Origin of the sequence: Enterococcus sp. DIV1368b (genome assembly GCF_050529595.1) — a bacterium.
Lineage (GTDB): Bacteria > Bacillota > Bacilli > Lactobacillales > Enterococcaceae > Enterococcus_B > Enterococcus_B mundtii.
Genome location: NZ_CP172883.1, coordinates 1,755,239 through 1,782,208, shown reverse-complemented (window position 1 = coordinate 1,782,208; position 26,970 = coordinate 1,755,239). Strand labels below are relative to the sequence as shown.

Sequence of the window (26,970 nt, the reverse complement as noted above, 5' to 3'; positions counted from 1 at the left end):
GTAAACATGGCTAACGATAAAATTATTATTCATGGCGCAAGAGCGCACAATTTAAAGAATATCGATGTGACGATCCCACGTGATAAATTCGTGGTCGTCACCGGATTATCCGGTTCAGGGAAAAGTTCACTTGCTTTTGACACATTATACGCAGAGGGACAACGCCGATATGTTGAAAGTTTATCTGCGTATGCCCGTCAATTTTTGGGACAAATGGATAAACCGGATGTTGATAGTATTGATGGACTTAGCCCAGCAATCTCGATCGATCAAAAAACAACCAGTAAAAACCCTCGTTCTACCGTAGGGACAGTGACAGAGATCAACGATTATTTACGTTTGTTATTTGCTAGGGTCGGTCATCCGATCTGTCCAAATGACCATATTGAGATCACTAGTCAATCCGTCGAACAAATGGTGGACAAAGTGCTAGAACTGCCTGATCGGACGAAGATCCAAATTTTAGCACCGATCGTGGTAAAGAAAAAAGGACAACACAAAAAAGTATTTGAACGTGTCCAAAAAGAAGGGTATGTTCGTGTCCGTGTAGACGGAGAAACCTATGACGTTAGTGAAGTACCTGAATTAGAGAAAAATAAAAAACACGATATTGCGATCGTGATTGACCGAATCGTGGTGAAAGAAGGCGTCCGCTCTCGTTTATTCGATTCGATCGAAGCAGCGCTTCGTTTAGCGGATGGCTATGTATTGATCGATGTGATTGGCGAAGAAGAGATGCTCTTTAGCGAACATTATGCGTGTCCGTACTGTGGGTTTACAGTAGGAGAATTAGAACCGCGCTTGTTTTCTTTCAATGCACCATTTGGCGCATGTCCGGATTGTGATGGTTTGGGAGTCAAATTAGAAGTCGATATCGATCTAGTGATCCCAGATAAAACAAAAACATTGAACGAAGGAGCAATCATCCCTTGGAATCCCATCAGTTCGCAATATTATCCACAAATGCTGGCACAAGCTTGCGAAAGTTATGGGATCGATATGGATACACCATTTGAAGACTTACCTATTGAACATCAAGAAATCGTGTTGAATGGTACCTCAGAGCCCTTCCATTTTCACTACGAAAATGATTTCGGTGGAGTGAGAGATGTTGAAACGTCATTTGAAGGCGTGATGACCAATATCAAACGCCGTTACCATGATACGAACAGCGATTTTACGAGAGAACAAATGCGTCTTTACATGACAGAATTGACGTGTAAGACTTGTGACGGTTATCGATTGAATCCACAAGCTTTATCCGTACAGATCAATGGGACGAATATTGGTCAGACGAATGAGTTGTCGATCCAACATGCCGTTGAATTTTTTGAAAATCTAACTTTATCAGAGCAAGAAAAAGTCATCGCTCGTCCGATTCTAAAAGAAGTCAATGACCGTTTGTCATTCTTAGAAAATGTCGGACTTGATTATTTGACACTTAGTCGTGCTTCGGGCACTTTATCAGGTGGCGAAGCGCAACGGATTCGTTTAGCCACACAAATCGGTTCAAATCTATCGGGAGTTCTTTATATCTTAGATGAGCCTTCCATTGGCTTACATCAACGGGACAATGATCGCTTGATCGGTTCATTGAAGAAAATGCGAGATCTTGGCAATACCTTAGTGGTTGTGGAACATGATGAAGATACGATGCGTGCAGCCGATTATTTGATCGATGTTGGTCCTGGTGCAGGACATCAAGGTGGCGAGATCGTTTCTGCTGGGACACCCGCTCAAGTTGCTAAGGATAAACATTCATTGACCGGACAATATCTGTCTGGCAAAAAATCGATCCCTGTTCCTGAAACAAGACGAAAAGGTACAGGTAAAGCGATCAAGATCACAGGTGCGACAGAAAACAACTTGAAAAATGTGTCCGTTGAGTTTCCTTTGGGTGAATTCGTGGCGGTCACTGGCGTCTCTGGTTCAGGAAAAAGTACGCTTGTGAACAGTATCTTGAAGAAGGCATTAGCACAAAAAATCAATCGGAACTCAGCCAAACCAGGAAAGTTTAAAACGATAACTGGTTATGAAGGAATCGAAAAAATCATTGATATCGATCAAAGCCCGATCGGTCGGACACCAAGAAGTAATCCGGCGACTTATACGAGTGTCTTTGATGATATCCGTGATCTGTTTGCTCAAACCAATGAAGCGAAGATGCGTGGTTACAAAAAAGGCCGTTTCAGTTTCAACGTGAAAGGTGGTCGCTGTGAAGCTTGTCGCGGTGATGGGATCATCAAGATCGAAATGCATTTCTTACCAGATGTGTATGTCCCATGCGAAGTCTGTCATGGGAAACGTTATAACTCAGAAACACTAGAAGTTCATTACAAAGGAAAAAGTATTGCGGATATCTTAGAGATGACGGTTGAAGATGCCGTTGAGTTTTTCCAACCGATCCCTAAGATCCATCGCAAACTACAAACGATCGTTGATGTTGGCTTAGGCTACGTCACAATGGGACAACCAGCGACGACATTGTCCGGCGGAGAAGCACAACGAATGAAACTTGCGAGTGAACTGCACAAGATTTCTAATGGGAAGAATTTTTATATTTTAGATGAGCCGACTACAGGGCTTCACGCTGATGACATTGCTCGATTATTGCATGTTTTGCAACGATTGGTTGATGCAGGAAATACTGTGTTAGTCATTGAACACAATTTAGACGTCATCAAAACAGCGGATCATTTGATCGATCTAGGACCTGAAGGTGGCGAAGGTGGCGGTACGATCCTAGCGACTGGTACACCAGAGGAATTAGTGAAAGTCAAAGAAAGCTATACAGGACATTATTTGAAAAAAATCATGGAAAAATAATAAAAGTGATGATGATAGTTAAAAAAATATTAAAAGAATACAATATGTATTGTTTTCTTTTCATGAGTATTCTAGAATATTTTATATGGTAGTTCTTTCTACACTTATTGGTATAGATAAAAACTTCCTATAAGTTCAATCCGTTCAAAAAAGAATTGAGCAATCGGAGGAGATTCCTTTGATTGCTTTTTTCTTTATGGTATGATATTCCTTGTGTAATTGTAAAAGAAAAAACAAGAGATTATTAAGTTAGTGAGAGATAATGATGAACAGTAATGAAAAAAATGAATTTATCCCTATTTTATTAGGTAGCGATATGAACGTTTATGGTATGGCCCGTTCATTTCACGAGGCATATGGCACAGTTTGTCAATCCTATGCGTCGAATCAATTAGCGCCTACCCGCTATAGCAAAATCGTAAACGTTGAAGTGATTCCAGGATTTGATCAAGATCCGGTCTTTATAGAGACGATGAGACGTTTAGCAAAAGAAAAATATACGGATAAAAATAAAAAATATTTACTGATAGCTTGTGGCGACGGATATGCTGAGTTGATTTCTCAGCATAAAGAGGAGCTGTCTGAAACTTTTATATGTCCTTATATCGATTATTCACTTTTCGAGCGATTAGTGAATAAAGTGAGTTTTTATGAGATATGTGAAGAATATCAGTTACCTTATCCCAAAACATTGATCATTCGAAAAGAAATGTTGAACAATGGCCGCTTAGAACAAGAGTTACCTTTCAATTTTCCTGTAGCACTAAAACCGGCAAATAGTGTGGAATATTTATCTGTCCAATTTGAGGGACGAAAAAAAGCGTTTATTATTGATAATCGCGAGGAATTTGATTTGATGCTAGGTCGGATCTATGAAGCGGGCTATACGAGCGAAATGATCGCACAAGACTTTATTCCTGGGGATGACAGCAATATGCGGGTCTTGAATGCCTACGTTGATGACCAGCATCAAGTACGAATGATGTGTCTAGGACATCCATTACTTGAAGACCCAACACCAGCGTCTATCGGAAACTATGTCGTGATCATGCCTGACTATAACGAGAAGATCTACCAAACGATCAAAGCATTTCTAGAAAAAATCGAGTACACTGGCTTTGCAAACTTTGACATGAAGTATGACCCACGAGATGGCGAATATAAATTATTTGAGATCAATCTTCGTCAAGGAAGAAGTAGTTTCTTTGTTACGCTCAATGGCCTGAATTTAGCACGTTTTGTAACAGAAGACCGTGTCTTTGGTGTGCCGTTCGTGGAAACGACCTACGGAACGAACCAATCAGACCAAGCGAAGCTATGGCTGGGCGTGCCTAAAAAAGTCTTTTTGACTTATGCCAAAGAGAACGAACAAAAACAACGTGCCTTGCAGTTGATCAAAGAAAAACGCTATGGAACGACTGTGTTTTATGAGAAAGATCACTCACTTAAACGCTGGGTATTGATGACTTATATGTTCCGAAACTATATTCCAAGATTTAAAAAATACTTTCATTCGAAAGAAGGCTAGTTCATGGAGAATTTTTTCAGTATCTTAGGTGGGATGGGAACGATGGCAACGGAAAGCTTTGTCCGCTTGATCAATCATCGTGTCAAAGCTGCCAAAGATCAGGATTACTTGAACTATGTATTATTCAATCATGCGACAGTTCCTGATCGAACGGCCTACATTTTGGATCAAACGAAAGAAAATCCTGTCCCTTATTTAGTAGAGGACGTCAAAAAACAAAATTTACTACAACCGAATTTCATTGTTTTGACTTGTAATACAGCTCATTACTTTTTTGATGACTTACAAGCAGAGACGACGATTCCGATTTTGCATATGCCACGAGAAGCGGCAAAAGAGCTTCTCCGTCAAAAAACAACGGGTAAAGTAGCTGTTTTAGCAACTCAAGGAAGTATTCTTGCCGGTGTTTACGAAAAAGAGATCAAAGCATTAGGTTTTGACGTGGTGATTCCTGACCAAGAACTACAAGAAAAAGTGAACTACTTGATTTATCATGAAATCAAAGAAGCGGATCGGTTGAACAAAGAACTTTATTTTGAGATTCTAGAAGAAGTTGTTCAACGCTTGGCGTGTGAAAAGATCATCTTAGGCTGTACAGAATTGTCTTTGATGCAAGAAGTTGCTTCCGATAATCCTTATCCTGTGATCGATGCGCAGTCGATACTAGCTGATCGAACAATCGAGATGGCACTATCTGCTCGAAAGTAAGATACGTTTTTAGTGTAATAATAGTTGTGGGCTGAGTTTGATCCACAGGGGTTCAGCTCCTATAAATTAGCGCGAAAAGAGTTAGAGACAGAAATGTTTCCCCTCGAGAAATAAGACGCCATCCACGAAAATTGTTTTTCAAATTTTTGTGGATGGCGCCTTATTTCCGAAGAGGTTACTTTTGTTTCCATCGTTTATTCAGTGTTAGAATCTGCGAGAGGACTAATGTGCCCCTCACTTTTCGCGCTTATTTTGAAGTCGTTTGATTTTGCTTTACAGCCTTTGAATAAAAACCAAAGAAATCGAATTCGAACTAGCAATGATACGCCCGGGATGATATAATTTTATAGGAGAACGAGAGAGGAGGCCATACGGATGGCTGATAATTTAGAACTAGTAATCATTACAGGAATGAGCGGGGCAGGTAAAACTGTTGCCATTCAAAGTTTTGAAGATATGGGGTACTTTTGTATCGATAATATGCCCCCAACACTGATCCCAAAATTCTGGGAACTGATCAAGGAATCAGGGAAAGTCACAAAAATGGCACTTGGTGTGGATCTACGTTCACGCTCTTTCTTTGAAGAGATCCAAAGTATGTTGATCGAGATCGAAAATACAAATTTTATTGATACCTCTGTCTTATTTTTAGATGCCTCTGACGAAGAGTTGGTTGCTCGTTACAAAGAAACCCGAAGAACACATCCGATGGCTATGGATGGACTAGTAACGGAAGGCATCCGTAAAGAACGGGCGATTTTAAATGACATCAAAGCACAAGCTTCTGTCATTATTGATACGACGACTTTAACCCCACGACAACTACGTGAGAAAATCAATCAAACATTTAAAACAAAAGATGATCAAGGATTTCGCATTGAGTTTGTTTCGTTTGGTTTCAAATACGGGTTACCGATCGATTCAGATATTGTGATGGATGTTCGTTTTTTACCGAACCCTCATTATATCGCTGATTTAAGACCATTGACTGGGAAAGATAAACCAGTCTATGATTACGTCATGTCCTTTGACGAAACAGAATTATTTTATTTGAAATTCCTTGATTTATTAAAAACAGTCATGCCAGGATACATCAAAGAAGGAAAAAGCAGTTTGACTGTAGCGATTGGCTGTACGGGTGGACAACACCGTTCAGTTGCTTTAACAGAAAGGTTATCTCAAGCGCTTAGTGAAACATATAAAGTCAATGTAACTCATCGTGACAAAGATAAGCGCAAAGAGACGGTGAACCGCTCATGAAAATGAAAACTTACCGAATTCGAAAACCCAAAATCGTTGTAGTCGGAGGCGGTACAGGCTTACCTGTTATTTTGAAAAGTCTACGTAATCAAGGAGCCGATATCACGGCAATCGTAACCGTCGCAGATGATGGCGGTAGTAGCGGTGAGATCCGCCAGTCGATCGCGATGGCTCCTCCAGGCGATTTAAGAAATGTGTTAGTTTCGCTATCTGATATGCCTCAATTTTACGAAGATATCTTTCAGTACCGTTTCAAAAAAGAAGACCAATTTTTAGCCAATCATACCATTGGTAACTTGATCATTGCGGCAGTTGCTGAAATGAGAGGGAGTACTTATGAAGCAGTACAACTATTGTCTCGAATGATGCACGTGGATGGACACATCTATCCCTCTTCTGAAACGCCGTTGACCTTACATGCGGTATTCAAAGATGGAACGACAGCGATCGGAGAATCTAAAATCGCTGTTGACCGCAAAACGATCGATCGGGTATTCGTACGTAATACAGAAGACGAAAGTGAAGCCAAAGCAGGCCGCAAAGTTGTTTCTGCGATCATGGAAGCAGATATGGTTGTCTTAGGGCCGGGAAGCTTGTTCACGAGTATTCTTCCTAACTTAGTCATACCAGAAGTTGGTGAAGCCATGCTTCAAACGAAAGCAGAGGTCGTATACATCTGTAATATCATGACACAAAAAGGGGAAACAGAACATTTCTCAGATGCAGATCATATTCGTGTGTTGCATCAACATTTAGACCAACCCTTTATTGATACTGTCTTAGTCAATACAGAAAAAGTACCAAAAGATTACATGGACCCGGAAATCTACGATGAATACCTTGTCCAAGTAGCACATGATTTTAATGGCTTAAGAGAAGAAAATTGTCGGGTCATCTCGACTGACTTTTTAGAGTTGAAAAATGGTGGGGTCTTCCATGATGGTGAAAAGGTAGTCGAAGAACTATTCCGCATCGTCTTTGGCTCAAAGTAATTAAAGGGAAAATTTTGTGAAAAGGAGGTGGATAACGTGTCATTTGCAGCTGAAGTCAAGAAGGAATTGACTGGTTTGGAAGTCCATCGAGAACATGCAAAAGCGGAATTAGCCGCATTATTACGAATGAATGGCTCACTTGGAATCGTCAACCAGCAATTCATCTTGAACGTACAGACAGAAAACGCCGCAATTGCTCGACGGATCTACTCACTTTTAAAAGATCATTATCAAGTACGAAGCGAACTGCTCGTACGTAAGAAAATGAAATTAAAGAAGAATAATGTCTACATCGTTCGCTTGAAACAAGGAACGAAAAATGTATTGATGGATCTGGATATCATGGATGGTATGATGTTCAATGGGCATGTTTCCGATGAGATCATGGGAAATGCGCAAAAGATGCGTTCGTATTTACGTGGCGCATTTATGGCGTCGGGTTCAGTCAATAACCCGGAAACAAGTCGTTATCACTTAGAGATTTATTCGATCTACGAACAACATAACCAAGATATTTGTAATATGTTGAATTACTATGGTTTACACGCGCGTACACTAGAAAGACGTAATGGCTATATCTCTTATTTAAAAGGGGCCGAAAAAATTGCTGATTTCTTGACTCTGATTGGGGCAACAAATTCGATGTTGCGCTTTGAAGATGTGCGGATCGTGCGTGATATGAGAAATTCAGTGAACCGGTTAGTCAATTGTGAGACGGCTAACCTGAACAAAACCATTGATGCAGCATCAAAACAGATTGAAAATATTGAATTGATCGAAGCACGAGTGGGTTTACAAGCACTTCCGGAAAAGTTACAAGAGATTGCTGAATTACGCTTGCAACATCCTGAAGTCAGTTTAAAAGAACTAGGAGAAATGATCCCATCCGGAGCAATCTCGAAATCAGGGATCAATCATCGGATTCGAAAAATCAACGAATTTGCTGAAAAATTAAAGGAACAAGCATCCTAAAGAATAATGGGGTTTATTTTAATACGGATGATCGACAAGAAGCAGTCTATGTGGTTTGAATGATTTGTATCGGTTTCGATGTCTTCACATTTCATCGAAACGGGGAACAAATATCAGACCACTTTTTTTCTTTTCTTCAAACATGAGCATAACTTAGGCTAAATGGAGAGAAGGCAGAGGGAGTTACAAGAAAATACTGCCCAATATTTGTCAAATCACTTTCCACACATATTTAACAAATCATCCTAACATCAAACGAGTCCTGCAAGAAAAAACGCATCAGTTTCGTTCAATCGAAAATACTTCTTTCTTCCAACGAAAAAATAGACCGAAAAAGCCAATCGTGAAGTGCCCCCTGTCAAGTAGACAGTAAAAAAACAAAAATGGTATGAAAACAGGGATCGAGTCACTCGATTCCTGTTTTCATGCAGCTTGCTTTCTAAACTCATTCGGCGAAAGCTCATTCAAGGCTTCCGAATAGCGGTAGTTATTATAATACCGCATATATTCACCTACAGATTTCTTTAAGTCCTCAAAATTCTGGTAGCTTTCTTGATAAAATTTTTCTTCTTTAAAGGTTCCCCAAAAATGTTCAATCGGTTGATTATCTAGACAACGCCCCACTCGGGACATACTTTTGGTGAACTTATATGTTGTTTCAAGTTTCTTATAGTCATAAGACGTGTATTGAAACCCACGATCACTATGAAGTAATGGTCTTACTCCAGAGTTCTTATCCATTGCTTTTTTTATCGTATTCATGACAAGTAAATTATTGTTTGAATGACCTAGCTCCCAAGAGACAATCGAATGATCATAGAGATCGATGATTGCACTTAAATAGGCTTTTCTACCATTTCCATAGCGCAATTCAGTCACGTCTGTACACCATTTCTGATTGGGCTTTTTAGCGACAAATTTACGGTTTAATACATTTTCTGCAACATGTGCTTCCATCGATTTTATATAAGTGGGACGCTTTTTTTTGATGACTGCTTTGATACCAATGGCTTTCATTAATCGATAATAACGATTTCGAGAATACTGTTTCTTTAGTTTTCTGTTAATCTGCATTCGAATTTGCCGATAACCAATTGCTCCTTTTTTGCTGTCATATTTCTTCTTAATCTCTTTCGCCAACTTTCGGTTGGCCATTTCCTTTTTGGAAGGTTGCCATTTCACCCATTTATAGTAGGAAGAGCGGGCAATCCCTGCTAACTGACAGAGCTGAGTGATTGAATAGTTCTTCTCTTCATGAAGAGAAGAAATCGTTTGGTAGAGTTCAACGTTCCTCACTAACGTGAGGGATGGTTTCGCCGCCGAACTTCCTGTAACTTTTTTACGAAATCATTCTCCATTTCTAAATGCTTGTTTCGAGCTTCTAACTCTTTTACTCGTAATTTCAGCCGTTCTTCTTCGGTTAAGAACTCGCTTGATCTGTTTCGACCACGATTGTCTTTTAACGCTTCTTCTCCATATTGTTGGTATTTTTTTACCCAAGAATACACTTGTTGATAGGAAATATCGTATTTTTCAATCGACTGAGCGTAATTCAGCTCATTAGCGATGGTGTATTGAGCGATCTCGATACGCTCTTGATAAGTGGTTTTACGTCCTTTTGTCATGGTTTTGGGTACACTGCCTTTACTTGTAAATTTTAGTGTTTCCCCCTTAGTATAACTTGAAATCCATTTTCTTAAAACGGAGTGTGAAGATATTTGAAATAATAGCGTTGCCTGACGAAGAGACATCTCTTTATTGAGGACAGCTAGAATGGCTTTCTGTTTTTGTTCACGATCATACCGCTTCCAGGTTTTCGCCTCTTTTAACCCCTCGAGCCCCTCTTCGTTATATTTATGAATCCAACTTTCTATCGTCCCATTGGAAAGAGAATATTTCTTCGTGATACTGTTTACGCTACAACGACCACCCATCACCTCTGAAATGATCTGATATTTTTCTTTTGGAGAATATGGACTTCTCTTAGACATACAAAAAACTCCTTATAAAGTAGATTTGGAATGGATTTGTCAAGAAAAACTAGACACTTAGTTAAGAGAATAAGCGGATTTTTTTTCAAAGTCTCTAGGAGATTGGTAGCCAAGGGCAGAGTGTATGCGTTTTGTGTTATAGTAAGTTTCAATATATTTAAATATCTCCATTTGAGCCTGATCGATATCACTGAATTGAGCATCATTGATCAGCTCTCTTTTTAACGTTTTATAAAAAGATTCCATTAAGGCATTGTCATAGGGGTTTCCTTTTCGACTCATACTAGCGCGTGCTTCTTTTTTTCTTAACACCGATTGGAATTTCGTACCTGTGTATTGTGAGCCTTGGTCCGTGTGAATAATCAATCCTGGTCCAGGCTGCTCTTTTCCAAATGCTTGAAGAAAAGAATCCACAACTAATTGATCTTTCATTCTAGGTGACATAGACCATCCAACAATCTTTCTCGTACAGACATCAATAAATACAGATAAATAAAGTGTTCCTTCTTTCAGAGGGATGTAGGTAATGTCTCCTAACCAAATTTTATTTTTTTCTGTTGCCTTAAACGTTTGATTAATAAGATTGGGTCGTGAAAGAGAGGGCGATTTTCGATTATAATACTTGTATTTATAGGTACTGCCTTTAGCATAAAGACCAAGTTGATGGAGAAGCTTTCCTACACGTTTTCGATTAACAAGAATTCCTTTTTTATTTAATACTTTTGTTATTCGAATCGCTCCATATCTTCCATGATGTTCCTGAAAAATAGTAGCGATTTCTTCTTTCAAGAGTTCATTCTCTTTTTTTCTTTTGGATGGTTTTCTTTTAAGGAACTCATAAAAACCAGCTTTTGAAACGTTCAATGTCTGGCAAGCTCTCCGGATATTCAACTCATTTTTGTGTTCTTTTAAGTACTGAAATCTTACTTCTTGTTTGGCTTCAAGAAGACCTGGAACTTTTTTAATAAGTCTAATTCCTCTCTTAGGTAACGATTTTCTTGTTCGAGTTTCTTTATTTCGTAATGGGCATCAAAAAGTGCGCTCCCTTTTCCAGGGAACGCACTTTCTCCATATTTTTCAACTTCTTGAACCCATCGATACAAGCTATTAGCGTGAACTTCTAGCTGTAGGCTAACTTCTTTAACAGAAAATCCTTCTTCAGTTACCAGTTTTACAGCGGCGATTTTAAATGCTTTATCAAATGAACGTCTTGGCATAATCTAGATCCTCTCTTTCTCTTAATTTATTGTCTAGTTTATTATACCAAGTCCAGAATTTTGTTTTTTTCCTTGTCTACTTTATAGGGAGCATATCAATCGCTTTTCGGTCTATTTTTGATTTTGAACATCAAAGAATGATCAAATGATGAGTTATTTAACCAATTCACTCAATTCTTCTGGTGTGATCGATTCATCAAAGATATGTTCATCGATAATTACAGTAGGGACGAATTGGATGTGAGCAGCGTTTGCTTCATCGATGATTGCTTGAGTGATTGCTTGGTCTTCTTGTTCAGTTAAACCAAGTGTTTCAGTAGCATATTCAGCAATGCCGTCTAAATCAAGTTGTTTCCATTCATCTTGCGCATCGAAAATCGCTTTGATTTGTTTTAATGCGACTTTTCCATCCGTCGTAGTGATATGATGATGCATCACATTTCCTTTTTTTAAACTAGGTTTTTCTTTGTCGAACAATTTGATGATTCGTAAGAGTCTTCCAGATTGAACCGCCTCTTCTAAAATGTCATAAGATTCGATAAACCATTGTCGACAATAAGGACAAGCAAGATTGACAAATTCGATCATTTGTTTTGGTGCATCTTCGTTTCCGTACATGATTCCAGTAGTTTTGTTTGTTTTTGTTGCATCGATAATTGAAATATCCATTTTTTAACACCTCTTTATTCTATTGTAATAACTTTACCAAAAAAAAGACAATAATTTGTTCAAAAAATAAGTATGGGTAATTAGTCAATCTCTCATTTCCTAGATTATGAAGATAAAAGTTGTATGAGAGGAAAAGCTATTTTTTTTCTAGCTGTCGATTCTGGTCGAAGCATTTTTGTCATATCTTTAGCATGTGATTTTTCTTTCAAAATTAAGAGGTTTTCTTTGTTCGTTTACGGTATAATAATAAAGATTATTTAGATAAATTGAGCAAAGGTGATGAAACATGCGAAAAATGAAGACGATGGATGGGAATACTGCTGCTGCATATATTTCATATGCCTTTACAGAATTAGCAGCGATCTATCCAATTACGCCTAGTTCAACAATGGCTGAACTGGTTGATCAATGGGCAGCTTCAGGCAAAAAAAATATTTTCGGACAACCAGTGAAAGTCGTAGAGATGCAATCAGAAGCTGGTGCTGCAGGTGTCGTACATGGGTCACTAAAAACCGGAGCATTGACAACAACGTACACTGCTTCACAAGGATTATTATTGATGATCCCAAATATGTATAAGATAGCCGGTGAACTATTACCTAGTGTTTTTCACGTAGCTAGTCGAGCGGTGACGACGAATGCGTTGAATATTTTTGGTGATCATGGTGATGTGATGGCCGCTCGCCAAACAGGATTTGCGATGCTTGCGGAAAGCAGCGTCCAAGAAGTCATGGATTTAGCGCCAGTTGCACATCTAGCTTCCTTAGAAGGAGAAATCCCTTTCGTCAACTTTTTTGATGGTTTTCGAACGAGTCATGAAATCCAAAAAATCGAAGTGTTGGAATATGATGAATTAGCTCCTTTGATTCCTCAAGAAAAATTGCAGGCCTTTCGTGAACGTGGGATGAATCCTAATCGGCCGACGACTAGTGGAACGAATCAAAACCCTGATATCCATTTCCAACAACGAGAAACGATCAACCGCTACTATGATCGTTTGCCTCAAATCGTGAAAAAGTATATGGATAAAATCAATGAACTCCGAGGAACTTCTTATGATCTAGTCACTTATTATGGAGCAGCCAACGCAGAGGAAGTCATTATTTCAATGGGCTCAGTTGCGCAAACGATCCAACAAACAGTTGATTACTTGAACCAAAACGGTCGGAAAGTCGGCTTCTTGAATATCCATTTATATCGCCCGTTTCCAATCGAAACATTGATCGAAAAACTACCGAATTCCGTAAAAGCAATTGCTGTTCTAGATCGCAGTAAAGAGCCGGGAGCAGGGGGAGAACCTTTATTACTAGACGTTCAAAGTGCGTTATATGATGCAGAACGTCATCTGAAAGTGATTGGCGGACGTTATGGCATTGGTTCAAAAGATGTCACTCCTGATCAGATTGTAGCGGTATATGATGAATTGAAAAAAGAAAAAACGGATATGAAGAAACGCTTCACGATCGGGATCATTGATGATTTAACTTACTGTTCTTTGGAAGTTGGCCCATCGCTTGATTTGACCGAAGCGAATACGTATCAAGCGAAATTCTGGGGATTCGGATCTGATGGGACTGTTGGAGCAAATAAATCAGCGATCAAAATCATTGGTGACCATACAAACAAATACGCACAAGGCTATTTTTACTATGATTCAAAAAAATCAGGTGGTCTGACTGTTTCTCATTTGCGTTTTGGGGATACGCCAATCAGGTCGACCTATTTAGTCGAGCATGCCGATTTTGTCGCTTGTCATACCCCTGCTTATCTCCACAGCTATGATCTAGTAAAAGGGTTGAAACCAAAAGGGACTTTCTTGTTGAATACGCTTTGGTCAGACGAACAACTAGCTACGCATCTACCGACCCATTTAAAACGGTATTTAGCTGAAAATGAGATCCAATTTTATACGATCAATGCGATGCGCTTGGCGCAAGAAGTTGGTCTAGGTCGGCGGATCAATACGGCGATGGAAACAGCATTTTTCAAGTTGGCGAATATCATACCATTTGAAGAAGTCCTGCCGATTTTAAAAGAGGAAGCCATGAAGAGTTATGGTCATAAATCAATGGCGATCGTTGAAAAAAACATCAAGGCAATCGATCGCACGGTGGAATTGTTGCATAAAGTCGAAGTGCCGGCTGAGTGGGCAACATTGGCGCTTCCAAAAAAAGAAATGAACACCTCAAATCGCTATATTAGAGACATCCTTGAACCAATCAACGCTCAAGAAGGAAATCAGCTCTCAGTGAGGACCTTAGCAGAAAACGGAATGACACGAGGGGATATGCCTTTAGGAACCGCTGCTTACGAAAAACGCGGGGTCGCACTTGAAGTGCCCGAATGGATCAGTGAGCGCTGTACGATGTGTAATGAATGTTCTTTCGTTTGTCCTCATGCAGCGATTCGACCTTTCTTAGCCGATGAGGAGGAACTGGAAGAAGCACCGGAAGGGTTCATTGTTCGAGAAATGCGTGGACCAGATGGCTTGAAGTATCGTATCCAAGTGTCTGTCGAAGACTGTACCGGGTGTGGGCTATGTGTTGAAGCTTGTCCAGCAAAAGGCAAAGCACTCGTGATGAAGCCCTATGAAGAACAAAAGAAACAAGCAATCAACTGGGCATTTGCAATGACCTTGCGACAAAAAGAAAATCCGATCAAAGGCAAAAATACAGTGTTATCAACACAGTTCAATCAACCTTTATTAGAATTTTCTGGAGCATGTTCCGGTTGTGGGGAAACGCCTTACGTGAAGTTATTGACACAGATGTTCGGTGATCGGATGATGATTGCCAATGCCACAGGCTGTTCATCCATTTGGGGCGGAGCAGTACCGGCTTCACCATTTACCACAAATGATTGTGGGCAAGGACCTGCGTGGTCAAATTCATTATTAGAAGACAATGCTGAATTTGGTTATGGGATGCTTTTAGCCGCACAAACAAGAAGAGAAGCTTTAGCAGAAACAATGAAAAAAGTGATGCCTAAAGTCTCCTTAGAACTACGTGAGTTGATGGAAGATTGGTTGGCGCATATGTTTGAAAGCGAAGGAACCCAACAGCGGGCAGCTAAATTACGTGCGGCAATCGAAAATGAGCTTGAACTTGTTCCTGAATTACAAGCGATCTATCAAGAAAAAGATCTATTTGTCAAAAACAGTCAATGGATGATCGGTGGGGATGGCTGGGCGTACGATATCGGTTTTGGCGGAATCGATCACGTCTTGGCAAGTGGCGCAGATGTAAACATCTTAGTAATGGATAATGAAGTCTATTCCAATACAGGTGGACAAGTCTCGAAAGCTACACCTGCTTCAGCAATCGCTAAATTCTCAGCAAATGGGAAATATGCGTCGAAGAAAGACTTAGGCATGATGGCAATGACGTATGGCAATGTGTATGTAGCACAAATTGCTTCCGGTGCAAATCAAATGCAAACGATCAAAGCATTTGAAGAGGCGGAAAAATTCCCTGGACCATCGTTGATCATTGCGTATACGCCATGTATTGCTCATGGGTTACTAGGTGGAATGAAAGAATCGATCAAAGAAGCAAAAGAAGCAGTGGCTTCAGGTTATTGGTCGTTGTATCGCTATAATCCTGAATTGATCGAAAAGAATAAAACGCCGATGACGCTAGACTATAAAAAGCCTGATTTTACCATGATGGCTGACTTCATGCGCAAGCAAGTCCGTTTTTCATCACTAGAAACGATCCATCCACAGGCTGCGGAGCAATTATTCGACAAAACGATCCAAGATGCGAAAAAACGGTTTTACAACTATGCGGCGATGACTGGTCAATTAGAAAAAATCAAAGCGAAGATCGAACCGACAGAAGGTACTGAAAGTCCAGAGACCGAAACACCGAGAGTCAAAAAAGAACGAACGGTTGATCCGGAAGCAGAAGCTAGACGTGCTGCCAGACGTGCCGCTAGAGCGGAACGAAGAAAAACCAAAGAATGACAAAACGAAACGATCCAAGGAAATAGAATAACTTATTGGAGAATAAATTGAAAATGTAAATTTCTTGAAAAAAATTGGTTTTTGTTAGGAAATTCCAAGCAGATAAGTCTCTTCTGATGAAACATATGATATACTAAAGAGGAAATCTCAAAAGAGAAGAGAGGCTGTCTATGTCATTTCAAATCGGAGAACTTTTTAATTTAGACTATTGGCGACAAATGTTTTCCGGTGACTTGTTTTCTCAGAATTTTTTGGTGAACATACTCGATGTATTGGTTGTTTGGTATTTAGTTTATAAACTCATTCAACTATTGCGAGGAACAAAAGCAATCCAATTGCTAAAAGGGGTAGGGATTTTTGTTGTTATTCGGATCTTAGCCGAGATCATTGGTCTACATACCTTATCTTGGTTGATGAATCAAGTGATCACGTATGGTGTGATTGCGGCTATCGTCATTTTTCAACCAGAGATACGGCGTGGATTAGAACACCTCGGTCGTAGCTCACTTTTCAAACAATCGAAGAGTGAGAAGCAAGAAGATGAACAGATGATCCTTTCTTTCGACAAAGCGATCCAATATATGTCCAAACGTAAAATCGGTGCCTTGATCACGATCGAACGCCACACTGGTTTGGATGAATATATCGAAACAGGGATTGCTTTAGATGCCGATATCACTGGCGAATTACTGATCAATATTTTTATTCCGAATACACCGCTGCATGATGGTGCAGTGATCGTAAAAGATGGAAAAATTGCAGTAGCCAGTGCCTACTTGCCTTTATCTGAAAGTATGTTGATTCCGAAAGAATTCGGAACCCGTCACCGAGCGGCTGTCGGAGTCAGTGAGGCGAGCGATGCGATTACGATCGTTGTCTCAGAAGAAACAGGAGATGTCAGCATTACGTTGGATAACCAATTGATGCCTGGCTTATCTCAAGAAGAATATTTGACGATCTTGCGTAAAAATTTGATCGTCGAAGAAAAAAACAAAAATAAAAATACGCTCCAAACCTTCTTAGACGTGATGACTAAGGGAGGGGATCACAAATGATCTCAAAAGAGAGGCGTAAAAGTATCTTATATGCGTTTGTTGCGTTATTATTCAGTATTGTGCTGTATTTTAATGCAAACGGACAAACTGTCCAAGACACGCTGTCAGGAAATGAAGCCTATACGCAAAACGTTTCTGATGTGTCAGTACAACTTTTATACGACACGGATCAATATTATATCCATGGATATGAGAGTACAGTCACAGCGAAGTTGTCCAGTGCCAATCGTGTTCAGTTGAATGCCGAAGCAATTGAAGATACAAGAATGTTTCGAGTGACAGCGGATCTCACTGGTTTAGGTGAGGGAACACATGAAGTACCATTGAAAATCAGAAATCTGAGCAGTGCGGTCAAAGCAAAACTAGAGCCAGATACGATCACAGTGACTATCGAGAAAAAAGTGACGAAAGAATTTGAGGTCACGCCATTACTCACTACAGAATCAACTCCAGCTGGATTCGAATTGAATGACCTTGAACTATCACCAAAAAAAGTGACGGTCACGACTGGTGATCAGACACTGGAAGAGATCCAACAGGTCGTAGCGAGGATCGAACCTGCGATGATCACGGACGATGGGGTCGACACGAGAGTCACTGTACAAGCATTGAATAGTGCAGGAGAACCTTTAAGTATTGTCTCAGATCCAGTGCAAGTCACTGCAAAAGCAACGGTCACAAAGCCTACGAAAACGATCCGTCTTTATGGAACAGCGCAAGGGACTCCCGCAGATAACGTGGAGAGTTACGATTTCAGTTTCTCTGACATTGAAGCAGAAGTCACTGGTTCAGAGAGTCAACTGGCTCAACTAGGAAATAGCATCACGATACCTATCGATATTTCTGGGATCGTCCACCGGACGACAAGAAATATTGATATTCCGGTAGAGAGTGGACTTAGTATCACACCAACTTCAATCGATGTTGAGATCACACCGATCCTGAAAACAAGTACGGAAAACACTAGCCGTTCTAATTCGGGAAATTCGGGAGGAAGTACAACTTCTGGTGCAGAGTCGACACCTGCGAACTCTTCGTCATCGACGACACGTCAGTCCGAAGAGACGCAGTCAACATCAAGTGAAGGGTCGAATGAATCATCAAGTGAGACAACACAATCAAGTAGTCAACCGAATAGTCAAGAGGATTCATCGGAAAATTAAGTTAAAGGAGCAAATTTACAGTTATGGGTAAATATTTTGGAACGGACGGTGTCCGTGGAGAAGCGAATAAAGAACTAACACCGGAATTGGCCTTTAAATTAGGACGTTGCGGCGGTTATGTACTGAGCCAACATGAGAAAGATGGAAAACGTCCACGTGTATTGGTTGGACGTGACACAAGAATTTCAGGTCAAATGCTCGAAGAAGCGTTAGTTTCTGGTCTGTTATCTGTCGGGATCGAAGTTTTTCAATTAGGTGTGATCTCTACACCAGGAGTGGCTTACTTGACACGTTTGCAAAAAGCAAGCGCAGGTGTCATGATTTCTGCTTCACACAATCCAGCTCAAGATAACGGCATCAAGTTTTTTGGTGCAGATGGATTTAAATTAGATGATGACCAAGAATTAGAAATCGAAGCATTGTTAGATGCGGAAGTCGATGAATTACCACGACCTTCTGCTGAAGGATTAGGTACAGTCGAAGAGTTTCCAGAAGGGTTGCTGAAATATTCACAATTCTTAGTACAGACGATCAACGGCGATCTTTCAGGCTTAACGGTCTGTGTAGATGCGGCAAATGGTGCAACAGCAACATCTGTCAATCGCTTGTTTGCTGATTTAGAAACTGATTTCTACACGATGGGAACAAATCCGAATGGCTTGAACATCAATGACGGTGTCGGATCAACGCATCCTGAGCGTCTAGCTGAAATGGTAGTAGAAAAAGGGGCAGACGTCGGTCTTGCCTTTGACGGCGACGGCGACCGTATCATTGCGGTGGATGAATTAGGAAATATCGTAGATGGCGATAAGATCATGTTTATCTGTGCGAAATATTTGTCAGCTAAAAATCGTCTGAAAAAAGACACGATCGTTACAACGGTCATGAGTAATCTCGGTTTCCATAAAGCGGTCGAAGAAATCGGTTTGAAAGATGTTGTGACACAAGTGGGCGACCGCTATGTGGTCGAAGAAATGCGTAAAAATGACTACAACTTCGGTGGCGAACAGTCTGGTCATATGATCTTCCTAGATTTCAATACAACGGGAGATGGTATGCTTTCTGGTATCCAATTGTTGAATATCATGAAACAAACTGGTAAAAAATTATCAGAATTAGCAGCAGAGGTAACGATCTATCCGCAAAAATTAGTCAATATCCGAGTAAGCAACAAAAACGGTGCAATGGAAGTTCCTGCAATCAAGCAAGTCATTGAAGAAGCAGAAGCTGAAATGGCCGGTGAAGGACGTATCTTAGTTCGCCCTTCCGGAACAGAACCATTACTACGCGTGATGGCAGAAGCACCATCTGATGAAAAAGTAAACTATTATGTTGACAAAATCGCAGCGGTTGTCAAAGCTGAGATTGGAATCAATTAATAGAATGACATATAAAAGAGAGTCAATCTTTGGATTATAGAGATTGACTCTCTTTTTGTGTTCGTTTCTGAAATAATGGGTCATTACACATAAGGTCATTTAAAAGACGATGGCTGTCGCATGATACAAAACGAGCGATCAACTGCTTTACTAGATCAAATAAAAAATCCCTGTACGAAATGACAAATCATTTCGTACAGGGATCTCAAAGAGCATTGACTATTTAAAGGGTCACTTGATTGATTATTCAACCGTGACTGATTTTGCTAAGTTTCTTGGTTTGTCTACATCGAAACCACGCAATAGGGTCGCGTAATAAGCAAGCAATTGCGTCGGGATGACCATGGCAAGAGGAGAAAGGTATGGATGGACAGCAGGAATCACTAATTGATCCGTTTCTTTTTCTAATCCATGTGCGGCGATCACTAAGGTTTTTGCCCCACGACTTTCAACTTCTTTTAAGTTCCCACGTGTATGAGCCCCTGTGATTTCCTCACTAATAATCCCAATCACTGGTGTGCCTTCTTCAATCAGTGCAATGGTACCATGTTTCAATTCACCGGCTGCAAAACCTTCTGCTTGGATATAGCTGATTTCTTTTAGTTTCAAAGCAGCTTCTAAAGCGACATCGTGATCGTTGCTACGACCGATATAAAAGGCGTTGCGCGTGTCATTCAGGAATTCCGCAGCTAGTTCTTGGAGTTCATCTTTTTGGGTAATCACTGTTTCCATCGCATTCGCTACCATACTCAATTCGTGCGCTACATCAAATGTCAATGAACGTTTATTGCCTTTTTGATCACCGACTGCTTTTGCAAGTAAAGCTAGTACAGCGATTTGAGCAGTGTATGCTTTAGTTGAAGCAACAGCGATCTCCGGACCTGCATGTAGCAACAGAGTGAAGCCAGCTTCTCTTGATAACGTAGAACCAGCAACGTTCGTGATCGTCAATGAAGGATGACCTAATTGATTGATCTTGACTAACACCTGACGACTATCAGCGGTTTCGCCACTTTGACTCAAAAAGATGAAGAATGGTTTTTTCGATAATAAAGGCATGGTATAACCAAACTCACTGGCCAAATGGACTTCTACTGGAATGTCAGTCATTTGTTCGAAGGAATGCTTGCTCGCTAATCCTGCATGATAACTTGTGCCACATGCGACGATGTAAATACGGTCACTTGCTAACAGTTCGTCCATCAATTTGTGATCTAAAGGAATTTCATTGTCCTCATTCACATAGGTTTGCGCGATTTTACGCATGATGATCGGCTGCTCGTCGATTTCTTTCAACATATAGTAAGGGTATGTTCCTTTTTCAATGTCAGAAGCATCTACTTGTGCTTCATAAGAATCACGTTCTATGATCGTACCAGTCATTGTTTGGATCGTGATATCTTTTGCTTGAACGGTCACCATTTCTTGATCTTCGATTTCAATAAATTCTTTAGTGTAAGCAAGCATCGCCATCGCATCACTTGCGATCACATTGAATCCTTGGCCTTTACCGATCAATAAAGGGCTTTTGTTTTTGGCAACGAAAATTGTTTCAGGAGCTGTGCGATCCATCAAGGCAAAAGCGTAAGAACCTTCGATGACTTCTAGCGCTTTTCTAAATCCTTCTTGTGTATCTTGCGCTTCTTCCACGAATTTTTCAATCAAATGAACAACGATTTCCGTATCTGTTTCGCCAATGAAGTCATCAGTGGCTACGTATTGTTGTTTCAATTCTTCAAAATTTTCAATCACCCCATTGTGGACTAAAACAAAACGTCCGCTTTGTGAGTGGTGGGGGTGTGCATTTTTCTCTGCGGGTTCCCCATGAGTTGCCCATCTTGTATGACCGATACCTGCTGTACCAGTCGTTTCTGGAGATAATTTATCTTTAAGGTTTTGGATTCTACCGCGTGCTTTGACTAAATGGTCCTGTTTTCCATTTGAGACAAAGATACCCGCCGAATCATATCCGCGATATTCTAATTTTTCTAACCCATTGATCAAGCCTGGTGTCACGTTCTCTAATCCAATCATTCCAACAATTCCGCACATAAAAAAACATCCTACTTTCTGTTATAAACTTGATATTAGCGTTTCCAACTGCGTAAGAAACCTTTTGTTCTACCTTCACAGATAGTTTTTATGTTTCTTTTTAGGGTGCAGTCCCTAGGGCCATCCGCCGAATCCTTCGATCAACCCTTTCCTCGTCATCTGTTAAAACAGACCTGGCGCTATTCCGTATTGGTCTAATTATCCTCCTGTTATTATTTTCTTTGGAAACATCTAAAATCATAACGTTAATGTGTGAGGTTTGTCAATAAAAAAGATAAAAAATTAAATTGGTATATATCTAATTGGCCTGGACGAAAGAAAATTATCAAATTCGACTATCATCTTTTCTTGTAGTTCGGTACAATAATCATAGATAGAAGGAGGATGAAAGATGGAAGAGAAGATAGAAATCATGACGTTGGGGATGTTAAAAAAACAAATTGCAGCATTTGAAAAAACAGAACACGTGACGGATGACACTAAAATCTTTTTGGATACCGGATGGGACAGTATCCAAGAAATCGCCCCTGATGCGTTCGAAATCGAACATGCGCAACAGTTTGTCGTTGAAGATGAATTGACCCACGAACAGTTTACTGGTTACACCCTTGAAGAAAAAGCAGAAAAGATGAATGCGACACCTGGTTCTGAAGCGGTGATCGTGATTAGAAATCTATATTAGGAGAGTGTAAAATGAATAAGAAACGTTGGATAGCAGTACTGATTGCTGCCGGCTTATTGGTTGTTTCGTTGGTATCTTCAAGTTTGACGCAACCGCAAGAAGAAGTACAAATGGGTAACATCAATAGTTGGTTATATGGAGACGATGAAATGTCACCGGTGGTACTTGAAGAAGGCAGTGGTATGGGAAGAATCGCAAAATTGACTGTGGATGGCGCCATAGCTAGTGGAGGCTCTTCCGGTCTATTCGCTACTGAGAGTTATAATCATGAAGATTTCTTGAAACAAATTGAAGCGATCGAAGCCGATGAAAGCGTCAGCGGGATTTTATTGGAAGTCAATTCTCCGGGTGGCGGAGTTTATGAAAGTGCAGAAATTGCCAATTTACTCAACGAGGTCCGAACAGAACGTGATCTACCGATGTATGTCAGCATGAAAAATATGGCTGCTAGTGGTGGTTACTATATTTCTGCACAAGCAGATAAAATCTTTGCAACGGAAGAAACAGTGACAGGTTCAATCGGTGTGATCATGTCCGGACTCAACTATTCGGGTTTACTTGAAAAAATCGGTGTTGAAGATACTACAGTAAAAAGTGGCGCATTAAAAGATATGGGATCGGCTACTCGACCTGAAACTGAGCAAGATCACGCAGTGTTGCAAGCTTATATTGATAACGCCTATAATCGTTTTGTCAAAGTAGTTAGTGAAGGAAGAAACAAATCAGAAGATGAAGTGAAAAAAGTCGCAGATGGTCGTATTTACGACGGTGTCCAAGCGAAAGAAGCAGGTTTGGTGGACGAAATCGGCTATCCAACAGATGCTTTAGCTGCGATGAGAGAAGATCTTGATCTACAAGATGCTGAGTTGGTTGAATACTCAACTAGTTCAACTGGATTTGGCAATACTTGGTTTGGTGCAAAATTAGCAGAATTACAAGGGTTGCAAGCGTCTGAAACAAGTCAGATCTTGTCATTACTTGAAAGTCTAGGAACAGCAGAATCTCCAAGAGCCATGTATCTATATGGAGGTGAGTAAGCATGAACGAGAAATCAACGAATGCGTCAACACCCGAAGAACGATCAAAGACCAATGAGGAACCGAAAGTAACTGAACGTACGGAGGTATCATCTGAACAAGTTTTTAAGGTAGAAGAAAATAAATTAGTAGATCCGACTAGTAGAAAGCAAGATACGGTAGACGCTTCAGTTGCTCCTAAAGACGAAATTACAGTTGACAAAAACACAAGTAGCTCGTCGGAAGAACTTGAGTATGCAACACAAGCAAAAAATGACCAACCGGCTGTGGGACCAGATCCGGGATTTTCTCAAAAGGTGCTAAGTTCCTTTAAAGAAAAACCACTGTCAGAAACTGAGATCAAAGAAAATCAAAAAAAATGGAAAAAATATACAGAACAGAAAACCGATGAACCAAGTATCAATCGCTTTCCTTATTATTTCTTTGCCGGTTTTTGGGTTCGTTTTGCTGCGTTTTTGGTTGATCTGATTTGTATTGGGTCAATTACTCGCTTAACTTTAGGCATTGCAGTGAACCTAAGATGGCTTCAAGTTTCTGATTCTTATTTGAGTATCTATGGTAGTTTGTCATTGATCGCCTATTTAGCTTATTTTATTTTATTGACGAAATGGAATCACGGACAGACGATTGGGAAAATGATTTTTGGTATTCGAGTGATCAGTTTTGATGAAGAGGAACTTTCATGGAGTACAGTATTAGTTCGTGAGGGCGCTTGTCGCTTCATTTTGAGATTTCCGTTACTTTTTATCGGCTATCTCCCGGTCATCTTTAGTAAGAAAAAACAACACATCGGGGATTATTTCTCAAATACGAGTGTAGTAACGATCAATATGATCAAAGCATTTAATCAAGAGATGAATGCTTGATTCTTTAGGTAGAGAAAATGGCTGAATATTGGTTATTGTTCAATAAGTCGTGTCAGACAAATGATAAAAGAGTGAAGGGAAGAACCTAAGTGAGACCGATCGATTTTCCTGATAAATACGACAATTTGATGCGTATTGGCCAACAGGCATTAACAGATCATCAGTATAGTCAAGCAAAAGAGCTGTTTGAACGTGCATATGACCTTGAAGCAACATTTGAGGCAAATACGTTGTACGTGTTGGCACTATCAGAATTGGATATGTGGGAAGAAGCACTTCATCAAGCACTTTTGCATGAAAAACAGTATTTGATGAATGAAGAATTAGCTACTTTTTACTTTGATCTACTGATTACAGCAAAAGATTTTTTATATGCACGAAAATTGATTGCAAGTGCTGATTTTCCCGATGATTTTGAGCAAGCAGTTTTGCTAAAAATCCAACAATCAGAAGAATTAGTCGGACAGATGCAAAGACAGAAGATTCGTGAAATCTATCAACTGGTAGAAAAATTACCTTTTGAAAAACCAACTACTCAGTTGAGGTATATCCAAGAAATCGAGCAACTGCCTTACCACGAATTTATCCAGACCGCTAAAAAGTTGATCGTTTTAAAAACGGTCCATGTTCTTGTAAGGGCCAAGTTGCTTGAGTCGCTCGTTCAAGTCAAAGAAGCAGCGCCAGTTGCATACTTGACGATCGAGGAAGAGTTGATCGAAGTGATACCAAAGAAAATGGTGCGTCCAGAAGAGCAAACTTCCTATCGACGAATCAAACAAATGGCGGAAGCGTATGAGCGAGAAGACGCCTTGATGAGTGAGAATTTGAAAGAAGAGTTCACGATGCAATCGGCGATCGTTTATCCGATCTATGATAGCTACATTGGAAATCTTGACAAATGGTTCAAACAAACAGTAGCAACCTATACGAATCAGCCGTGTGAGGATCTTTTGGCATCTGAACAACTCGAATTCACTGAAAAAAGAAATAAAATAATGACAGAACTATTATTATTCAATACGTAAAAAAACAGAGGGAAAGATAAAAAAGTCATGAAAAACGTGGATTCTCCTCGTTCAATATGTTTACAATTTGGAAGGGTTAGTGTACTATTTAAAGGTATGCATGAAACGTTTTTGATGTATCAAATGAATTTCTAAACTCGGAGGGAAATAAATGACTGCAACATTCGAAAAAAAAGGCACAAATGATGGTGTTTTAACATTTACGATCGGGCAAGATCAAATCCAAAAAGGATTGACAACTGCCTTTAATAAAGTAAAAGGAAACTTGAACGTTCCTGGATTCCGTAAAGGAAAAGTATCTCGTCAAGTATTCAACCGTATGTACGGAGAAGAAGCATTGTACGAAGATGCATTGAACGCTGTCTTACCTGAAGCATATGAAGCAGCTGTTAAAGAAGCAGCAATCGATCCGGTTTCTCAACCTAAGATCGATGTAGCAAGTATGGAAAAAGGCCAAGACTGGACGATCACAGCAGAAGTAACTGTAAAACCTGAAGTAAAATTAGGTGATTACAAAGACTTAGTGGTTGAAAAACAAGACCGTGAAGTAACAGAAGCCGACGTTGAAGAACGTATTAAACGTGAACAAGAAGCGCAAGCTGAATTAGTCATCAAAGAAGATGCTGCAGCTGAAAATGGCGACACTGTCGTTATCGATTTTGAAGGTTTCATCAACGATGAAGCATTTGAAGGCGGAAAAGGCGAAAACCATTCACTAGAATTAGGATCAGGTTCATTCATTCCTGGTTTTGAAGAACAATTGGTTGGCCACAAATCAGGCGAAAACTTAGATGTTACTGTGACATTCCCAGAAGATTATCAAGCAGAAGATCTTGCGGGTAAAGAAGCAGTCTTCAAAGTAACGATCCACGAAGTGAAAACAAAAGAAGTACCTGAATTAGATGACGAATTTGCAAAAGATGTAGACGATGAAGTATCTACATTAGCAGAATTAAAAGAAAAATACATGAAAGAATTGACTGAAACAAAAGAAAAAGCTGCAGAAGATGCAAAAGATGAAGCAGCAATCAAATTGGCAGTCGAAAATGCGGAAATCGTTGATCTTCCACATGTGATGGTCCATGATGAAGTTCACCGTTCAATGGACGAATTCTTGAACAACATGCAACGTCAAGGAATCTCACCAGAAATGTACTACCAATTAACTGGTTCAACAGAAGAAGACTTGCACAAACAGTTTGAAGAAGAAGCAGAAATGCGTACAAAAACAAACCTTGTGATCGAAGCTGTAGCAGCTGCTGAAAACTTAGATGCAACAGAAGAAGAAATCACTGCAGAGATCCAAGAATTAGCAGAAACTTACAACATGCCGATTGATCAAATCAAACGTGTATTGACAGAAGATATGCTAAAACATGATGTGATCATGAAAAAAGCGATCGAATTGATTACAAGTACAGCAAAAGAAGCAGAATAAGCGAATAGAATTGTTGATCTGCATCTATATGAAAGAGTCCAGGCGCTTAGATGAAGCCTAGACTCTTTCGTTTTGTTTTAAACTTCTTTGATACTTTTGCTTTTTTTTAAATTATGGTATGATAGGGAAAGACTGTAAAGTCTTTG

Annotated in this window: 20 protein-coding genes; 15 read left to right on the top strand and 5 right to left on the bottom strand. The window is 39.9% G+C overall.

Translation table 11 applies throughout. The annotated features are described in order from the left end of the window. Positions 1-6 precede the first annotated feature (6 nt). The 6 genes from uvrA to whiA all read left to right on the top strand — a co-directional run bounded on the left by uvrA (position 7) and on the right by whiA (position 8,286). Complete coding sequence (uvrA, locus tag IGJ19_RS08190; protein ID WP_430603644.1) at positions 7-2,826, top strand: excinuclease ABC subunit UvrA; 2,820 nt, start codon at positions 7-9, stop codon at positions 2,824-2,826. 262 nt (positions 2,827-3,088) lie between these two features. Next, entirely contained in the window at positions 3,089-4,354 is a 1,266-nt protein-coding gene (locus tag IGJ19_RS08185) for a D-aspartate ligase (RefSeq protein ID WP_430603642.1), read from the top strand. A gap of 3 nt (positions 4,355-4,357) precedes the next feature. Then, positions 4,358-5,062, top strand: coding sequence for an amino acid racemase (locus IGJ19_RS08180; protein ID WP_074801527.1), 705 nt, complete (start codon positions 4,358-4,360; stop codon positions 5,060-5,062). 375 nt (positions 5,063-5,437) lie between these two features. Beyond that, positions 5,438-6,322 carry an RNase adapter RapZ gene (gene rapZ, locus IGJ19_RS08175; RefSeq protein ID WP_010735232.1) on the top strand — a complete coding sequence of 295 codons (885 nt, stop codon included), beginning with the start codon at positions 5,438-5,440 and terminating at the stop codon, positions 6,320-6,322. After that, positions 6,319-7,314, top strand: a complete 996-nt coding sequence (locus IGJ19_RS08170; RefSeq protein WP_065096810.1) for a gluconeogenesis factor YvcK family protein — start codon at positions 6,319-6,321, stop codon at positions 7,312-7,314. The genes rapZ and IGJ19_RS08170 overlap by 4 nt, the downstream gene beginning before the upstream one ends. A 36-nt stretch (positions 7,315-7,350) precedes the next feature. Further along, positions 7,351-8,286 carry a DNA-binding protein WhiA gene (gene whiA / locus IGJ19_RS08165; protein ID WP_010735234.1) on the top strand — a complete coding sequence of 312 codons (936 nt, stop codon included), beginning with the start codon at positions 7,351-7,353 and terminating at the stop codon, positions 8,284-8,286. Positions 8,287-8,709: 423 nt separating this feature from the next. Here the strand turns inward: whiA and IGJ19_RS08160 are convergent, their stop codons facing one another. The 4 genes from IGJ19_RS08160 to IGJ19_RS08145 form a co-directional block, all read right to left on the bottom strand. Then, positions 8,710-9,582 carry an IS3 family transposase gene (locus IGJ19_RS08160; protein WP_115357195.1) on the bottom strand — a complete coding sequence of 291 codons (873 nt, stop codon included), beginning with the start codon at positions 9,580-9,582 and terminating at the stop codon, positions 8,710-8,712. Beyond that, positions 9,582-10,277 (bottom strand): helix-turn-helix domain-containing protein, encoded by a 696-nt coding sequence (locus tag IGJ19_RS08155; RefSeq protein WP_115357196.1) that lies wholly within the window; start codon positions 10,275-10,277, stop codon positions 9,582-9,584. The genes IGJ19_RS08160 and IGJ19_RS08155 overlap by 1 nt, the downstream gene beginning before the upstream one ends. 57 nt (positions 10,278-10,334) lie before the next feature. Further along, positions 10,335-11,494, bottom strand: a protein-coding gene (locus tag IGJ19_RS08150) for an IS3 family transposase (protein ID WP_185953894.1) whose coding sequence is annotated in 2 segments (ribosomal slippage) — positions 10,335-11,248 and positions 11,248-11,494 — 1,161 coding nt in all. Because the reading frame shifts where the segments join, the coding sequence is not laid out codon by codon here. Positions 11,495-11,647: 153 nt separating this feature from the next. Then, on the bottom strand, positions 11,648-12,163 hold the full coding sequence (locus IGJ19_RS08145) for a DsbA family protein (protein WP_071866253.1): 516 nt from the start codon (positions 12,161-12,163) through the stop codon (positions 11,648-11,650). 286 nt (positions 12,164-12,449) lie between these two features. Here IGJ19_RS08145 and nifJ point away from each other — a divergent pair, with 286 nt between their 5' ends. The 4 genes from nifJ to glmM all read left to right on the top strand — a co-directional run bounded on the left by nifJ (position 12,450) and on the right by glmM (position 19,724). Further along, positions 12,450-16,127, top strand: coding sequence for a pyruvate:ferredoxin (flavodoxin) oxidoreductase (nifJ, locus tag IGJ19_RS08140; protein WP_071866254.1), 3,678 nt, complete (start codon positions 12,450-12,452; stop codon positions 16,125-16,127). A gap of 170 nt (positions 16,128-16,297) precedes the next feature. Next, positions 16,298-17,182, top strand: a complete 885-nt coding sequence (gene cdaA, locus IGJ19_RS08135; RefSeq protein WP_010735241.1) for a diadenylate cyclase CdaA — start codon at positions 16,298-16,300, stop codon at positions 17,180-17,182. Further along, positions 17,179-18,345, top strand: a complete 1,167-nt coding sequence (locus IGJ19_RS08130) for a CdaR family protein (RefSeq protein ID WP_074799326.1) — start codon at positions 17,179-17,181, stop codon at positions 18,343-18,345. Before cdaA ends, IGJ19_RS08130 begins: the two co-directional genes overlap by 4 nt. Positions 18,346-18,368: 23 nt before the next feature. Further along, entirely contained in the window at positions 18,369-19,724 is a 1,356-nt protein-coding gene (glmM, locus tag IGJ19_RS08125) for a phosphoglucosamine mutase (RefSeq protein ID WP_430603638.1), read from the top strand. A 243-nt stretch (positions 19,725-19,967) separates the two neighbouring features. Here glmM and glmS read toward each other — a convergent pair whose 3' ends face one another. Further along, on the bottom strand, positions 19,968-21,776 hold the full coding sequence (gene glmS / locus IGJ19_RS08120; RefSeq protein ID WP_071866257.1) for a glutamine--fructose-6-phosphate transaminase (isomerizing): 1,809 nt from the start codon (positions 21,774-21,776) through the stop codon (positions 19,968-19,970). Positions 21,777-22,167: 391 nt separating this feature from the next. Between glmS and IGJ19_RS08115 the strand changes: the two genes are divergently transcribed. From IGJ19_RS08115 to tig, 5 genes are all read left to right on the top strand, one after another. Then, the gene (locus tag IGJ19_RS08115; protein WP_071866258.1) at positions 22,168-22,458 is read left to right on the top strand and encodes a hypothetical protein; all 291 of its coding nucleotides are present in this window, start codon (positions 22,168-22,170) and stop codon (positions 22,456-22,458) included. 11 nt (positions 22,459-22,469) lie between these two features. Then, entirely contained in the window at positions 22,470-23,495 is a 1,026-nt protein-coding gene (gene sppA, locus IGJ19_RS08110; RefSeq protein ID WP_071866259.1) for a signal peptide peptidase SppA, read from the top strand. Positions 23,496-23,683: 188 nt separating this feature from the next. Continuing rightward, entirely contained in the window at positions 23,684-24,361 is a 678-nt protein-coding gene (locus IGJ19_RS08105) for an RDD family protein (RefSeq protein ID WP_081367407.1), read from the top strand. Positions 24,362-24,450: 89 nt separating this feature from the next. Continuing rightward, the gene (locus tag IGJ19_RS08100; RefSeq protein WP_086334772.1) at positions 24,451-25,386 is read left to right on the top strand and encodes a hypothetical protein; all 936 of its coding nucleotides are present in this window, start codon (positions 24,451-24,453) and stop codon (positions 25,384-25,386) included. Positions 25,387-25,537: 151 nt separating this feature from the next. Further along, complete coding sequence (gene tig, locus IGJ19_RS08095) at positions 25,538-26,824, top strand: trigger factor (protein ID WP_071866261.1); 1,287 nt, start codon at positions 25,538-25,540, stop codon at positions 26,822-26,824. Positions 26,825-26,970 lie beyond the last annotated feature (146 nt).